The sequence below is a fragment of the Zobellia barbeyronii genome, assembly GCF_018603515.1.
Taxonomy (GTDB): Bacteria; Bacteroidota; Bacteroidia; order Flavobacteriales; family Flavobacteriaceae; genus Zobellia; species Zobellia barbeyronii.
The window spans coordinates 72,851-88,617 of record NZ_JACATN010000003.1; the positions used below are offsets into that span (position 1 = coordinate 72,851).

Annotated in this window: 9 protein-coding genes; 8 read left to right on the plus strand and 1 reads right to left on the minus strand. The window is 38.1% G+C overall.

What is annotated here, in order from left to right; translation table 11 throughout:
- Window positions 1-73: 73 nt before the first annotated feature.
- The 3 genes from HW347_RS08965 to HW347_RS08975 are packed head-to-tail and all read left to right on the plus strand — an operon-like array spanning window position 74 to window position 4,450.
- Window positions 74-1,867 carry an FAD-dependent oxidoreductase gene (locus HW347_RS08965; protein ID WP_214611565.1) on the plus strand — a complete coding sequence of 598 codons (1,794 nt, stop codon included), beginning with the start codon at window positions 74-76 and terminating at the stop codon, window positions 1,865-1,867.
- Complete coding sequence (locus HW347_RS08970; protein ID WP_214611566.1) at window positions 1,864-2,982, plus strand: hypothetical protein; 1,119 nt, start codon at window positions 1,864-1,866, stop codon at window positions 2,980-2,982. The genes HW347_RS08965 and HW347_RS08970 overlap by 4 nt, the downstream gene beginning before the upstream one ends.
- Before the next feature lie 25 nt (window positions 2,983-3,007).
- Window positions 3,008-4,450 carry a carbon starvation CstA family protein gene (locus HW347_RS08975; protein ID WP_214611567.1) on the plus strand — a complete coding sequence of 481 codons (1,443 nt, stop codon included), beginning with the start codon at window positions 3,008-3,010 and terminating at the stop codon, window positions 4,448-4,450.
- A gap of 8 nt (window positions 4,451-4,458) precedes the next feature.
- Here the strand turns inward: HW347_RS08975 and HW347_RS08980 are convergent, their stop codons facing one another.
- Window positions 4,459-5,475, minus strand: a complete 1,017-nt coding sequence (locus HW347_RS08980; protein ID WP_214611568.1) for a GntR family transcriptional regulator — start codon at window positions 5,473-5,475, stop codon at window positions 4,459-4,461.
- A 378-nt stretch (window positions 5,476-5,853) separates the two neighbouring features.
- Here HW347_RS08980 and HW347_RS08985 point away from each other — a divergent pair, with 378 nt between their 5' ends.
- The 5 genes from HW347_RS08985 (at window position 5,854) to HW347_RS09005 (ending at window position 15,767) form a co-directional block, all read left to right on the plus strand.
- Window positions 5,854-8,928, plus strand: coding sequence for a SusC/RagA family TonB-linked outer membrane protein (locus HW347_RS08985; RefSeq protein WP_214611569.1), 3,075 nt, complete (start codon window positions 5,854-5,856; stop codon window positions 8,926-8,928).
- A gap of 19 nt (window positions 8,929-8,947) precedes the next feature.
- On the plus strand, window positions 8,948-10,756 hold the full coding sequence (locus HW347_RS08990) for a RagB/SusD family nutrient uptake outer membrane protein (protein ID WP_214611570.1): 1,809 nt from the start codon (window positions 8,948-8,950) through the stop codon (window positions 10,754-10,756).
- Window positions 10,757-10,943: 187 nt separating this feature from the next.
- Entirely contained in the window at window positions 10,944-12,515 is a 1,572-nt protein-coding gene (locus HW347_RS08995) for a sodium:solute symporter family protein (protein ID WP_225901882.1), read from the plus strand.
- Between the two features lie 65 nt (window positions 12,516-12,580).
- Window positions 12,581-14,872 carry an FAD-dependent oxidoreductase gene (locus tag HW347_RS09000; RefSeq protein WP_214611572.1) on the plus strand — a complete coding sequence of 764 codons (2,292 nt, stop codon included), beginning with the start codon at window positions 12,581-12,583 and terminating at the stop codon, window positions 14,870-14,872.
- A gap of 10 nt (window positions 14,873-14,882) precedes the next feature.
- Window positions 14,883-15,767, plus strand: coding sequence for an alpha/beta hydrolase family protein (locus tag HW347_RS09005; RefSeq protein ID WP_214611573.1), 885 nt, complete (start codon window positions 14,883-14,885; stop codon window positions 15,765-15,767).

Consider the following 15,767-nt stretch of genomic DNA (forward strand, 5'->3'; position numbering starts at 1 on the left):
ATTTTATATATTTACCGAAACCGTACTAGACCGTACTAGATTTATTTCGTCCTGATACAGAACATTATACTTTATGAAAAATTTACTGACCGTCCTCATCCTCTTTATCGCTTCGCTCAATGCAGTAGCACAAGATATCCTTTTAGAAGCTGAAAGTTTTGATAATCCCGGTGGTTGGGTCGTAGACCCACAGTTCGTAGAACAAATGGGATCGCCCTACCTCAATGCGCACGGCATGGGTAAACCGGTAAAAAATGCTTCTACTTCTGTAGAATTCAAAAAATCGGGTACATATCATATTTGGGTACGCACCATGAATTGGGTTCCAGGTGAATGGGAAGCACCGGGAAGATTCCAATTAAAAGTAGGCGAAACGGTATTAGATACCGTTTTGGGAACCCGATCCGGTTGGGGATGGCAATATGCCGGAGAAGCCAAAATAAACAAAAAGCAAGCTACGCATATTGAACTACAAGATCTTACAGGTTTTAACGGGCGTTGTGATGCCATCTATTTTTCAACTAAAAAAGATGCACCTCCCTCATCCACTAAAAAATTAGCAGCTTGGCGTCAAGAAATTACGGCCCAACCAAATGCTCCCGAAGAAGTAAAAACGTATGATTTAGTAGTTGTAGGTGGCGGTTTAGCGGGTTGTGCAGCAGCTATTGCTGGGGCAGAACAGGGATTGAAAGTTGCGTTGATACACGATCGTCCTGTTTTAGGAGGGAATGCCAGTGAAGAAATTCGTGTTCACACCTTAGGTATCTACGGTAATTTTGAGAGGATATTAAAGAAAATCGATACAGAACACTATCCAAACGGTTCAGCAGATGCCAAACTAGACCAAGAAAAAAGAGATAAAAATGTTAAGAGTTATGACAATATTGATTTATTTCTAAACTGGCGAGCTTACGATGCTTTATCTGAAGAAAACAGCGTAAAATATGTAGATGCCAGACAAACTTTTACGGGAGAAAGAAAGCGGTTTACTGCTCCTTATTTTGTAGATTCTACAGGAGATGGCTGGATAGGTTTTTGGGCTGGTGCCGAATTTTCATACGGTCGAGAAAGTGTTGACACCTACGGTGAACATTGGGAAGAACATGGTGAATTATGGAGTCCAAAAGAGGCAGATAATGCTGTTATGGGTTCTTCTGTACTTTGGGGATCTAAAGATACAGATAGTCCTCAGAGTTTTCCGGAAGTTCCTTGGGCCATGCCTGTTTCTAAAGATTATTCCGAGGTTAATGGTGAATGGCAGTGGGAATTTAGCCGTAACGATTTGAGTCAGATTGATGATGCCGAAGAAATACGCGATCATATGCTCCGCGCTATCTATGGTTCTTTCTCCAGTGCTAAAAAAGACGAAGTAAACGAAAATCGAAAATTGGAATGGGTATCATACCTAGTAGGTAAAAGAGAATCTAGACGTTTGGTGGGAGACCATATTTTCACCTTCAACAATGCCAAAGAAGGAACAGAATTTCCTGATGGCGTGGTAATCGAAACAAGAGCGGTAGATGTACATTATCAAACCGTTCTAGAGGATGAAAATAATCCAGATTTCATTTCAGAAGCATTATTTTATAGAGCTCCACAATACTATATCCCATACAGAAGTTTGTACTCTAAAAATATTAAAAACCTTTTTATGGCAGGCCGTAATTTCAGCTGCTCACATGCCGGACTTGGAGGCCCAAGAGTTATGCTTACTACGGGACAAATGGGAGCTGCTGTAGGTTATGCCGCTTCACTTTGCAAAAAATATGAAGTTATGCCTCGTGAAATTTATACTGGGTATTTAGAAGAATATTTAAATTTGATAGAAGATCAGAAATACGAAAAAATTCCTACTTCTAAAAAATGAGACGAATTGCGTTAGGCTTCCTTTTATTTGTAACCCACTTTTGTGATGCTCAGTTTGGGTCGCCTATCGCATTTTCTGATAGTCAAGAAAAAACTGTTTTAGAGGCTAGTCCAGAGTTTTTTATATTGGACTGGAAACCAAATACATCGCTCCACATTTCAGAAACTCCATTGGAAATCATTACGGATTCTGTGGGTGCTCAAAAAGTAAACTTATTTCGCGATAATACAGAGGCGCCCATCTTATATTCCTCCAACATTATAACCCCTGTCTGTGCCGATGGTGATTGCAAATTTATGCACATTACGCTGTATTGGACACTTTTGGGTGATTATGCTGGTTTTGACCGCTCAGTTAAGGAGCCATTGACCAAACATGATCACGATGAGTTTTTGTTCTCAGATTATTGGAAGCTTCACGATTTGCTGAAAGATGATAATTCAATCTTAAAGAGAAGAGCCATAGACGAGTTGGTTACCAAGCCCAAGCCTTCTAAAATTGAAGGTGTAGATGCCTTATCCGGTGCTACTGTAAAAGAGGTGAAAGAATCTGTTGTCTCTGGCGCCCTATATTCATGTTATGTAGCTTGGCATTTAGTTCATGGTAAAATTAAGGAGCAAATTAAAGCCCATACCGTTCAGCAACAAGATGAAGCTATGTTGGTACAAATGCTGAACAACGACCATACCAATTATCAGATGTATGCATTAGAAAACCTTGACCAAAATCAGTATAAAGTCAATTTTTCCAGAGTATCGGAGCTTTTCAAATCGGGTATTCCATTGGTGCGTTCTTTCATCATTAAAAATTTAGCAAGCTCTTTTTCGCAATCTCCAACTACCATGCAACCTTTTTGGGATGCACTTCCCTATATTGATATCAATACCAGAAGTTTATTGCTTCAACATATTGATTTCGCTTCTGATGCTACCGTGACGCATATCTCTACGCAGCTGAGTGTACTTACTAAAAACCAGTTACTTAAATACTTAGAACACCTAGCAAGTAAAAAAGTAATTTCCACGGAAGTGTTAAAAAATCTTGAGCATTTTTCCGCATCCAATAAAGAGAAGAATGCATACCTTGTTACTGAATTCCTAGAGGATAATAGCTAATCTGATATTTTAAAATCTACATTTTATGGTTTCGTTTATTATTTCTGTTCTTGTATTGATACTGGGTTATTACACCTATGGGAAACTTGTAGAAAACATTTTTGGTGTGGATACAGAAAGGGAAACCCCTGCCATACGATTACGGGATGACATAGATTTTATGCCCCTACCCGCTTGGCGTATATTTCTTATTCAATTTTTAAATATAGCCGGTCTAGGCCCTATTTTCGGGGCAATTGCAGGTGCCATGTTTGGACCTGCTGCTTTTTTATGGATTGTGTTGGGTAGTATTTTTGCAGGAGCTGTTCACGATTATTTTTCAGGCATGTTATCCGTACGTCATAACGGACTAAGCATCAGCGAAATTGTGGGTATCTATTTGGGTCCACGAATGAAACATATCATGCGTTATTTTACCGTTATACTTTTAATTTTTGTGGGTACCGTTTTCCTTATGGGTCCGGCAAAAATTATAGATGGGATGACCGGTAATATGTGGAATCTTTGGATTTGGGTCGGGATAATTTTGGTGTATTACATATTATCCACTCTCTTACCTATAGACAAAATGATAGGCAAAATCTACCCTGTATTTGGGGTCGCTATGTTGCTTATGGCCTTAGGATTATTAATTGCACTATTTTTTGGTGATTATCATATTCCTGAGTTGGTGCCTGCCAATCTAATTAATATGACTTCTGACCCAGAAGCCACACCACTCTTTCCTATACTTTTTGTTACGATTGCTTGTGGAGCCATATCTGGTTTTCATGCTACGCAATCGCCGCTCATGGCACGTTGCATGCAAAATGAAAGACTAGGTAGAAAGATTTTCTTTGGAACCATGATTACCGAAGGTATCGTTGCTCTAATCTGGGCTGCTGCTGCTATGACATTTTTTGGTGATGTGGGAGGTCTTAATGATGCTATGCTCGCCAACGGAAATAACGCAGCATGGGCAGCCAATGAAATATCTTTAAACATGTTGGGTAAAGTTGGTGGTATTCTTGCTCTATTAGGCATTGTAGCTGCTCCTATTACCTCTGGCGATACTGCTTTCCGTTCAGCAAGACTTATATTATCAGATATTTTTAAGACTGACCAAAAGAAAATAAAGAATCGGCTTTATATCAGTATTCCTTTGTTTATAGTTGCTTTTGCACTTACCCAGATGGATTTTGGGATGATATGGCGGTACTTTGCCTGGAGTAATCAGACCTTGGCTACCGTTGTTTTATGGACGATTACCGCGTATTTAATTTATGAGAATAAATTCTATTGGATAACTCTCATTCCGGCAATTTTCATGACCATGGTATGTACCACGTACATTCTCATAGCACCAGAAGGATTTGAACTAGAAAATAACATTGCCTATATAGGGGGCACTGTGCTAACGATACTAATTTCGTTGCTATTTTGGTATTATGCCGTGCAACGAAAAAAAGTGTTTACACAGCTGATGTAATTGATTTTTTAGAGCGAATTCCTTAAAATCAACTTGGTTTCATTGCTTTTATGTTCTCTTCTGCCTTCCAAAATCATTTTGGCAGCCTCCTCTCCCATTTTCTTAAAGTCAGTACTAATTACTGATATACCACCGGCTAAAATCTCTTTAGTACTAGTATCATTGTAACTGATTAGTCCAATCTCTTTACCTAGCTCCCATTCAGATTTACGAGCTAGTTTTATAATCTCCACCATATCTCTATCATAGGCATCAATGGTAATGTAAAGCGTTCCTTTTTTAAAATAGTCTGGAGAAAAACGATCATATACCTCTCCTTTGAATGAGTTTTCATCACAGAATCTATCAAATCCTTTCTTGACGAAATTACCATGTGGTGCGTTTTCTCGGTTAAAGAGAACCAACCTCTCATATTTTTTCACCAAATCAATATTTTTAACCAAAAGATTGAAAATGTCATTTTCAAAATCTTGGAAAACCATTCCATAACCCCTTGCCAAATTTGGCTCATACTTATCCACGATAATTAATTTTTCTGGTGGAATCTTGTCTAAAGCGTCATATAATTTTTGATTTTCATTGATGTAAGTAGTAATGGCAAAATGAGTATAACTTTTAAGGTTTTGAAGAATGAGCGATTCAAAAAGTTCAATGTTCTGATGGTGGAAATACATGCTAACTTTTGCTCTATCGCCAAGAGTAGCAAGCAAAGAATTGAATAAATCTTCTTTAAAGGCCGTGAACTTATCTAGCATCAAGAAAACTCTAAATTCTGTTTCAGGGGACACATCATTTACAAAATAACCAATTTTATCTACCGCCTTTACGATACCCTTCTCACTTAGGTAGTTTAGTGCCTTAAAAACGGTTTCCCTACTAAAATTAAAGTGAGCGGAAAGTCTATTTACAGAAGGTAATCTTTCATTAAGAACCAATTGTTTTTGTTCAATTTGGGAAATAATACTATCTGCAAGCAGTAAATATTTAGGCTTCATTGAATTCTTTTCAACACTAAGTTTATCCATTTATTGCTTATTAGTTCTTTGAAACTACCACAAAAATACTAAAACAAAAATTAGCTATTCGTTTGTAACATCTCCAGCAAATTTCTTTACATATTAATACTCCTTAGTCATTTTCTAGGGTAAATAAGACCTTCTACATTTAATACCCAAACTTAAACACGCAATTTAGAAATGCTTTTTATAAGAAAAATCTTATTAATTTTTTAATTAATTGAGAGTATCTGAATTGTTACACCCTCAAATTCAATATTTAACAAAAATATATTTGGGAAATCTATAATAATGTTATTTATTTGTTAACGGACTAGACCAGACCAGACTTTTAATTTGGTAGGACTATCTATAAATAACCACTATTCACCACTAAAACTAAAGCTTATGAAAAAAGCAATTCTATTTTTTCTTCTATCGATATTCGCACTTTGCGAAATATCGGCACAAATTACGGTCTCAGGTACCGTAAGCGATGAAGAGGGTATTCCCATACCAGGAGCAAACGTTATCGAAAAAGGAACAACAAACGGAGTTGTAGCAGATTTTGATGGTAATTTCAGCATTGAGGTTGAAGGTCAATCTACACTAGTTTTCAGTTCTATTGGATATGGAACTGTTGAGAAAGCAATAAACGGCCAAACAACTATAAATGTAACTATAGCAGAAGAGGCATCACAACTAGACGAGGTTGTTGTTGTAGGTTATGGTACACAGAAAGCTGTAAATCTTACAGGCTCTGTAGAGGTAGTCAAAGCTGAAGAGATCAGCAGACAACCTGTAGCCCAAGCATCTCAAGCTTTAGCTGGTTTAGTGCCAGGACTTACCGCAACTCAATCAAGTGGTCAGCCTGGAGAGGATGGCGCTTCTATTCGTATTCGTGGGGTAGGAACCTTGGGTAGTGGAGCAAAAAATAATCCATTAATATTGGTAGATGGTATTCCTGATGACATTAACGGTCTTGATCCTAGTGATATTGAATCTATTTCTGTTCTTAAAGATGCATCTGCTTCAGCCATTTATGGATCACGTGCTGCAAACGGTGTAATTCTTATTACTACTAAAAGAGGTAAAGAAGGTAAAATAACAACTACCTATAATACCTATTTAGGGGTTCAAAGTATCGCCCAAAATCTTAAGTTTTTAAATTCTTTAGGGTTTATGGAGGCATTTAATTCTGCCCAACCCGGAGCGTTTTCAGATGAAACCCTCAACCAATATCGTTCAGGGAACGGAGTAGGTACAGAATCGGCTCCTGATACGGACTGGGTTGGTTTACTTTTTAATTCTGCCGCTGTACAACAATATCATAGCCTTTCTATAAGAGGTGGTTCTGAAAAACTTAAGGTTGCCAGTTCCATATCGTTCACCAACCAAGACGGTAACATCGCGAACTTTAACTTTAAGAGATATAATGGTAGGTTTAATCTTGATTATAACTTGAGCGATAAAATAGATTTAGCTTTTGATTTAAACTTTAGAAGAGAAGATAAATCGCAACCCGGAGCATTAACAAATTTATCCAGACAAGCATATCGTTTGCAGCCATTGTTTAACGCCATTAATGATGACGGAACAAATGGTGCCGGTTTTGGCGGAGGCCAGCCTATTGGTCTTGCCAATTCAACTGGACTAGACCAAACAATTTCAAATTACTTCAGAGGACTTATAAAGGCCACATATAGACCTTTTAATAACTTCTCTATAGCGGCTACATACTCACCTCAATTTTTAGATAGAGATCGTGATAATTTTAACGCACAATATACCTACTATGAAAGTTCAGGAGCGACAGCGCAACAATCTGGATCAAATAGTTTATTCAAAGAAACATTTACTACTTTTCAAGACAACTTTAATGCTGTCGCAAATTGGGGCAAAGACTTTGGTAATCATAGCGTATCTGCTTTAGGTGGTTATGAGTTCTTAAAATTTCAATCAGAAATTTGGTCAGCTAGTAGACAAGGTTTTGTTCTTAGTGAATACCGCGGACTAAATCAAGGTCCTCCAGATACCCAATTAAACAACGGTAGTTCTACACTAAATGGACTTGAATCATTATTTGGTAGAGTTAACTATGCCTATAAAAACAAATATTTACTAGAAGCCAATGTTAGACGAGATGCTTCTTCACGTTTTGCACCTGGTTTCCGTTCTGCAACATTTCCTTCCTTTTCTTTAGGTTGGGTTGTTTCAGAAGAAGGATTTTTAAAAGACAACGAGAACATTAACTTTTTGAAATTTAGAGGTTCTTGGGGTCAGTTAGGTAATCAATTTATATTCGCCGGAAATAGACAAAGTAATGGTCAGAACGTTGAGCTTGCAGATGGTACCGTAGAAACAGTAGAGGTAAACTTCCCATATACCGCTCTATTTGGTCTTGGAAATGCAGATGCTACACTTGGCGGAACCCCAGTAACAGGAGGCGCTCAAGGTGTGTTAGGTAATTCTGCACTTCAATGGGAAACTGGAGAGACCCAAAATATAGCTGTTGATGCTAAACTATTCAATAACAAATTATCATTCACCGGAGAATACTACGTAAGAAAAACAAAAGATATTTTGTTAAGTATTACGATACCACCTTCAGTTGGTTTCAACCCACCTACTCAAAATGCTGGTGAAGTATGGAATGCTGGGTATGATTTATCCTTAGGTTGGAATGATCAAATCGGAGATGATTTTAGATATGGCTTCAACGTTAATTATTCTAATTTCGATAATGAAATCAAGAATCTTGGTGGTTTAGATCAATTACCTCCTGATAACCTTTTAAATGAAGTAGGCGGAGAAGTTAATGCTATCTATGGTTTAAAAGTTGATGGATTATATCAAGAAAGTGATTTTGACACCGATGGTAATCTAAATTCTGCACTACCTAATCCTGGTTTCGGAACAATACAAGCTGGAGATATAAAATACGTAGATTTAAATGGTGATGGTGAACTTAATAACGATGACCGAACTACTATTGGTAGTACTATAAGTAATGAAAGTTGGGGCTTTGAGTTTTTCTCAGAATATAAAGGTATTGATCTTTCTATATCCTTTATTGGAGCTGGAGGAAGAGATGTAATGCTGCAAGGTGATGTAGGTTGGGCATTTTATAATGCTGGTAAAATTCAGGAATGGCAAGCTGATTATTGGACACCTACAAATACGAGTTCTCCTTACCCACGACTACACCCAGCAAGTTCGCACCCAAATTGGCGTGTTAACGAAACTTGGTTGTTTGACACTTCTTATACACGATTAAGAAATGTTACTTTAGGATATAAGCTACCAAGAGATTTTGTTGACAAAATAAATATATCCAATGCTAGGATTTATGTTTCTGGTCAAAACTTAGCGACGTGGGATAATATGCCAGATGGTATAGATCCATTAGTACCAAACTTTACTTCAGGTTCAATCTATCCTGTGACCAAAGTAATTACACTGGGACTTAACATAACTTTTTAGACAATTAATTCTTTGTACAATGAAAGAAATAAAAAAATTAATCATAATAGTAACTGGCCTACTTCTAGTAGTAGCCTGTGAAGATACCGTACTGAATTTAGAAGATCCTGGTAGCCCTACTGATGCTACGTTTTTTCAAAGCGAAGCTGAATTGGAAATTGCTCTTGTGGGAATATATGAAAGCTTAAACTTTGTGAGAGAAGTACCTTTCCCGCAACTTTTAGATCATACTACTGACTATGCCTTTAACAGAGGTAATGTTGGAGGAACCATACCAGCAACAACAGGTGGCCTTACCTCTACAGAAGGTATCGTTACAGCATATTGGGACCGTTTTTATACCGGTATCCAAAGAGCAAATAACTTATTAGGGAATATGGAAAAAGCTGTAGAGGTTTCTGATCCTACAAGATTTGAAGAAATTAGAGGAGAAGCTCTTTTTCTGAGAGCATTTTTCTATAGCTACTTAACTGAATTGTATGGTGATGTTCCTTTTAGAACCTCTATTGCAACGCTAGACGACTTAATCGTACCAAGAACTCCAAAATCAGAAATTATACCAGCTATAATTGCAGATTTAGAAGAGGCAGCTAGCGTATTACCAAGTGTTCAAAGTGGAGCTGCACGAGGTAGAGCTTCAGGTAATGCGGCAAAAACATTAATTGCGCGTATCGCACTTTATAATGAAGATTACCCCTTAGCAGCTAGTTCTGCCTTAGAAGTTATAAATTCTGGAGAACATGGCCTATTTGGCGATTATAAGTCTTTATTTACTGATTCCGGAGTTGGTTCTACTGAGATATTGTTAGACCTTTCTTATACATTAGGAACTACAGTACATGGCTTAGCACAAAGACAAGCAAGCCGTTTTGGTGGTTGGTGTCAATTAGTTCCCGCCCAGCAAACTATTGACAGTTATGAAACTGTAAACGGTTTACCAATTGATGAAGATCCATTATATGATCCTGCTAATCCATTTGATAACAGAGACCCAAGATTAGCGGCCACTATTGCCTTACCCAATAGTATTTGGACTGGCCATATCATACAACAACATAGTGACAGTATTGCTACTTGGCGTGTTGAAGGTGGAGAAAATGTAGAGCGCGTATTTAACCCTAACGCTGCAAACCCTGGTGGCCGTAAAATAATTGACCCATATGATGGTACAGAATATACAAGTGCCGGAGCAAATCGTTTTACATCTTTTTCAGGATATTTCTGGAGAAAGTTCTCCGATGAACCAACTTTATTAGGTGCTTTGGCCGGAACAGGAGAGTCAGGTACAAGATCGGAAGAAACTATTTATTTAATGCGTTACGCTGAAGTATTATTAATTTATGCTGAAGCAAAAATTGAGTCAGGAACAATAGACGGGTCTGTTTTAAACGCAATTAACGAAGTTAGGGAAAGAGCATATAATGGCAGTGGTTTTAGCAACCCAGCTGTTACCACAACCGACCAAGCAGAACTACGAAAAATAGTTAGAAGAGAAAGAAAAGTTGAACTTGCCGATGAAGGCTTTAGACTGTTTGATATAAAACGATGGGGAATTGCTGAAAAAGTTCTGAATACCACTTTACTTGGAGGCCCTGCAAACGGATTTAGTAAAATTGGAGGAGAACTTGGTTTTGTGCCAGATATAGATGATGATGGATTTATCACCTATTCAGGAGCACCAACACAAGAAAGACAAGAGCTTGGTAACTTAGATTTTAGAGAGCTTGAAATACGTTCGTTTGATGCTAGTAAGCATTATTTATGGCCTATACCGCAATCAGAAATTGATGCTAGTGGTGGTGTCGTTACACAAAATTCTGGGTATTAAAGAAGTTTGTTTTTGTTAGTTTTTTCAAATAGGGGGTTTTAGCTCACCCCCTATTTCTAAATTACAGAAAATTAGAGTTAATAGTATATTCATCTTAAGAATGGGCACAATAGATATAACGGTTATACTGATTTTTACTTTGCTTGTCTTCGTATGCGGACTAAGCTTTTCGAAGTCGGGTAAAAACATGAAATCATTCTTTGCTGCAGGTGGAGCACTACCTTGGTGGATGAGTGGTCTTTCTCTATTTATGAGTTTCTTTTCTGCAGGTACTTTTGTAGTATGGGGCTCCATAGCATATTCCAGTGGTTGGGTAGCCATTACCATTCAAACCACAATGTGCATTGCCGGTGTTCTAATCGGTTTTTTCATTGCTCCTAAATGGCAAAAAACAAAAGCGCTTACGGCGGCTGAATTTATTACGGACCGTTTAGGGTACAGCACTCAAAAAATTTACACCTACCTATTTTTATTGATATCTATTTTTACCACAGGTGCTTTTTTATATCCTGTAGCTAAAATTGTAGAAGTATCAACAGGTTTCCCCATAAGTACCAGTATTATCGTATTGGGTATCTTAATTTTAATTTATACCGCAGTTGGCGGTCTTTGGGCGGTAATTGTTACAGATGTACTTCAGTTTGTGGTACTTACCGCAGCTGTTTTAATTGTTGTTCCGCTTTCGCTGGATAAAATTGGGGGTATCGAAAACTTTGTGTCACAGGCTCCTGAGAATTTTTTCAATTTGGTTAATGAAGAATACACTTGGGGCTTTATGATTGCCTTTGGTTTGTACAACCTTTTCTTTATTGCCGGTAATTGGGCTTATGTACAGCGCTATACCAGTGTTGCCACTCCAAAAGATGCTAAAAAAGTAGGGTGGCTTTTTGGCGGACTTTATCTTGTAAGTCCAATAATTTGGATGTTACCTCCTATGATTTATAGAGTTCTAAATCCTGAATTAGGTGGTTTGGCAGATGAAGGCGCATACCTTCTAATGTGTAAGGAAGTACTCCCTGTGGGCATGTTAGGCTTAATGTTAGGCGGAATGATTTTCGCCACTTCCAGCTCTGTAAATACCACTCTAAATATCTCCGCGGGTGTATTGGCCAATGACGTTTACAAACATTTTAGACCCAATTCAGACGGAGATAAATTGGTGAAAGTAGGTAGAACGGCTACTATATTACTCGGTATCTTAACTATACTAATTGCACTACTCGTTCCTTACATGGGCGGTATCGTAGAGGTAGTTATGAGTTTAGCGGCCATAACCGGTGGAGCTATGTTTTTACCACCTATGTGGGCGTTGTTCAGTAAATATCAAACAGGTAAAAGTGCTTTGATTGTGACAGTCATTACTTTGGTTATCAATGCCTTTTTTAAATTTTTGGCCCCTACTCTTCTCAACTTCTCATTTGACAGAGCCCAAGAAATGGGGTTTGGCATGGGTATCCCCGTAGTGCTTTTAGCCGCATTTGAGGTATACGCGCGCTCCCAACAAAAGGCCACTTTAGAATACGACAACTATCAACTTAAAGTTGCTGAAAAAGTTTCCGAGACGGAAGAAGAAGCTGCTGCCGGAAATAAAAAAGGTACTCGGGTTATAGGTATAGGCGTAGCACTAACCGGCCTAATGATTTTAATATTATCCTTCATTGCAAAAACAGGTGCACTCTTGGTTGGTGGAATGGGAATCCTGGTTTTACTTCTGGGCAGCTATATCATATTGAAAACCACCAAAAAAGATTCCGATTAAATAGTTATCACTTACTACGTTTCAAAAAATACCAAATCTAATTACTAAAGTACAAATTGCATTATATGATTTTAGAAGCCTATAGTTCCCAAAAAAGAATCACGAAAACCATACCGTTACAAAGTGACCTTGTCGTTGTTGGCGGTGGTCTTTCGGGAGTTTGTGCCGCAATTACAGCTGCTCGCTCAGGTTTAAAAGTTATACTCTTACAAGACCGCCCGGTTCTTGGGGGTAATGCTTCTTCTGAAGTTCGTCTTTGGAGCTTGGGAGCTACATCGCACATGGGTAATAACAACCGTTGGAGTCGTGAAGGCGGATTGATTAATGAAATTCTTTTAGAGAACCTTAAAAGAAACAAAGAAGGGAATCCGTTAATTTTTGACACCGTACTGCTCGAAAAAGTATACGAAGAAAAAAACATAACCCTACTCCTAAATACAGCTGTTTATGATGTTGAAAAAGGAGACGATAATAAAATTAAAACAGCAACTGCTTTTTGCAGTCAGAATTCCACAACATACATAGCTAGTGCTCCCCTTTTCTGTGATGCTTCGGGTGATGGAATTATTGCCTTTATGGCCGGAGCTTCGTTCCGGATGGGTGCAGAAACCAAGGAAGAATTTGATGAAGGTTTTGCCCCCAATCTTGAAGATTACGGTAACCTCTTAGGACATTCACTTTACTTTTACACCAAAGATATTGGTAAACCTATTACCTATACTCCTCCCTCTTTCGCCATAAAAAATGCAGAAGAACTTCCCCGCATCAAAAACTTTCAACTAGGAGATCATGGTTGTAAATTGTGGTGGGTAGAACATGGTGGACGACTAGATACGATACATCAATCCGAAGACATAAAATTTGAACTTTGGAAAGTTGTGTATGGCATTTGGGATTACGTAAAGAATAGCGGTAAATATCCCGAAGCCGCAAACCTTACCTTAGAATGGGTTGGGACTATTCCCGGCAAACGGGAAAGTCGCCGTTTTGAAGGCGATTTCATGCTTACCCAAAAAGACATTGTTGAGCAACGAGATTATTATGATGCTGTCTCTTTTGGCGGTTGGGCTATGGATTTACATCCTGCGGACGGTATTTACAGCAAACACAATTCATGTACACAATGGCATGGTAAAGGCGTTTATTCCATTCCTTACCGTTGTTATTATTCTAAAAACATAGATAATCTTTTTCTTGCAGGCAGAATTATAAGCGCCAGTCATGTCGCCTTTGGCTCTTCTCGCGTAATGCTTACCTGTGCTCACGGAGCGCAAGCAGTAGGTGAAGCAGCTGTTATTTGTAAAGAGGAAGGTTTATTACCGCGAGATATTGCGTCCAAAGAAAAAATAGGAAAACTACAACTGGCCCTTAACAGAAACGGACAAAGTATTCCACGATTATCATTGGAAGATACAGACGACTTGGCTATCAGAGCAAATATAGAGGCTAGTTCTACTTTAGCGTTTACCGGTTTTGCTGCTGCAGACGATTGGCAGGTACTAAAATTTGGATTAGCTCAAATGGTGCCTCTTAAAGCCAACGAAACTTACAGTTTTGAATTTGAAGTAGATGCTTTAGAAGCTACTAATTTAGAGCTTCAACTTAAAAGCAGTTCGGCTTGCAGTCATTTTACCCCAGATGTAATTATTGATAAAAAAGAAATCGATTTACAGAAAGGGAAGCAAAAAATCACTTTTACAACTACTAAAACACAAACGCAAGACCACTACTCGTTCTTCTGTCTAATGAAAAACGAAAAGATAAAAGTCCGTCTTTCAGATGAGCGTATAACGGGATTAATGACCGTTGAGAACAAAGTCAACAAAGCGGTATCCAATTTTGGAAGACAAGACCCACCTGCAGAAATAAACGTTGATAGTTTTGAATTTTGGACTCCAGAAAGACGCCCAAAAGGCAAAAACATAGCCCTTAAGATGTCAACTTCCTTGCCTATTTTTAAAGTCGATAATCTTAAAAACGGAGAAGTTAGACCCAATTCAAACGGAAGTACCAATGCTTGGATTGCTAACATTGCCGATAATACTCCAACGCTTGATTTAAAATGGGACGATAAAGTTGGTATTAAAACCATAAAACTCTTTTTTGATTGCGATTATGACCACGCTTTGGAGACTACGCTTATGGGACATCCGGAGGACGTTATTCCATTTGTGGTTGCCGATTACAAAATAAAAGATGGCTCTGGGAACACTCTAAAGGAAGTGAAAGGTAATTATCAAGCTATAAACACTATTGAACTAGACCAGGCTATTTCAACAGACAAGCTAACGTTTGAGTTCGACAAAAAAGAAGAGCATATACCTGTTTCTGTTTTTAAAATATCAGTTTATAACTAAACCCTATAAAATGATTAAGAACGTAATTGGGCTTTCTATATTTCTAATTCTGGGCATTACACAGGTAATAGCTCAGAAAGAAAATAGTACCCAATTACCTGATATCAGCTCTTTTCATCAAGACCTTTTTGTTCCTGAAATAACGGAAGGAAAACCCGAAGCTGGTAAACGGGTTCGACAAACTTTAGGTTCATACCAAAACACAGATGTCTATCACTTAGTCTACCTGCCTACCAATTATAAGGAAGGTGAAAATTATCCTGTTATTATAGAATATCCGGGTAATGGACCATATACAAGTTCTTCCGGAGATGTTTCTACAGGCCAAGTAGACGGTTGTAATTTGGGATATGGTCTTAGCGAAGGCAAAGATTTTATTTGGGTAAGCATGCCTTTTATAAGTGGTGACGGAAATGAAAACCAAAAATGGTGGTGGGGAGATATAGAAGCAACCAAAAAATACTGTGTAGACGCAGTCAAAGAAGTCTGTACAAAATTTGGGGGTGATGCTTCCAACGTTATTTTAACTGGTTTTTCAAGAGGAGCCATCGCCGTAAATTATATAGGACTTCACGATGATGAAATATCCAATCTTTGGAAGGCCTTTATAGTCAATTCACACTATGACGGTTTAAAAACATGGGACTATCCAAATTCCGAAAAAACATATGCCCTTGCACGATTAAAACGATTGAAAGGAAGACCACAATTCATTTGTTCAGAAGGTAATGGAAAGGCGGAAAGTGAAAAATATTTAGCTCAATCTGGTATTCACGGAGATTTTACCTTCATGGATATCCCTGTCAGGAACCACACCAATACTTGGCCTTTATACGATATAAAAGAACGCGAGAATATTAGGAAATGGCTATCGAGAATAATCGTAAAAAACTAA

Bases quoted from the DNA above. Each gene is read 5' to 3' on its own strand.
- HW347_RS08965 (WP_214611565.1), top strand. From the start codon at position 74: ATGAAAAATTTACTGACCGTCCTCATCCTCTTTATCGCTTCGCTCAAT.
- HW347_RS08970 (WP_214611566.1), top strand. From the start codon at position 1,864: ATGAGACGAATTGCGTTAGGCTTCCTTTTATTTGTAACCCACTTTTGT.
- HW347_RS08975 (WP_214611567.1), top strand. From the start codon at position 3,008: ATGGTTTCGTTTATTATTTCTGTTCTTGTATTGATACTGGGTTATTAC.
- HW347_RS08980 (WP_214611568.1), bottom strand. From the start codon at position 5,475: ATGGATAAACTTAGTGTTGAAAAGAATTCAATGAAGCCTAAATATTTA.
- HW347_RS08985 (WP_214611569.1), top strand. From the start codon at position 5,854: ATGAAAAAAGCAATTCTATTTTTTCTTCTATCGATATTCGCACTTTGC.
- HW347_RS08990 (WP_214611570.1), top strand. From the start codon at position 8,948: ATGAAAGAAATAAAAAAATTAATCATAATAGTAACTGGCCTACTTCTA.
- HW347_RS08995 (WP_225901882.1), top strand. From the start codon at position 10,944: ATGAAATCATTCTTTGCTGCAGGTGGAGCACTACCTTGGTGGATGAGT.
- HW347_RS09000 (WP_214611572.1), top strand. From the start codon at position 12,581: ATGATTTTAGAAGCCTATAGTTCCCAAAAAAGAATCACGAAAACCATA.
- HW347_RS09005 (WP_214611573.1), top strand. From the start codon at position 14,883: ATGATTAAGAACGTAATTGGGCTTTCTATATTTCTAATTCTGGGCATT.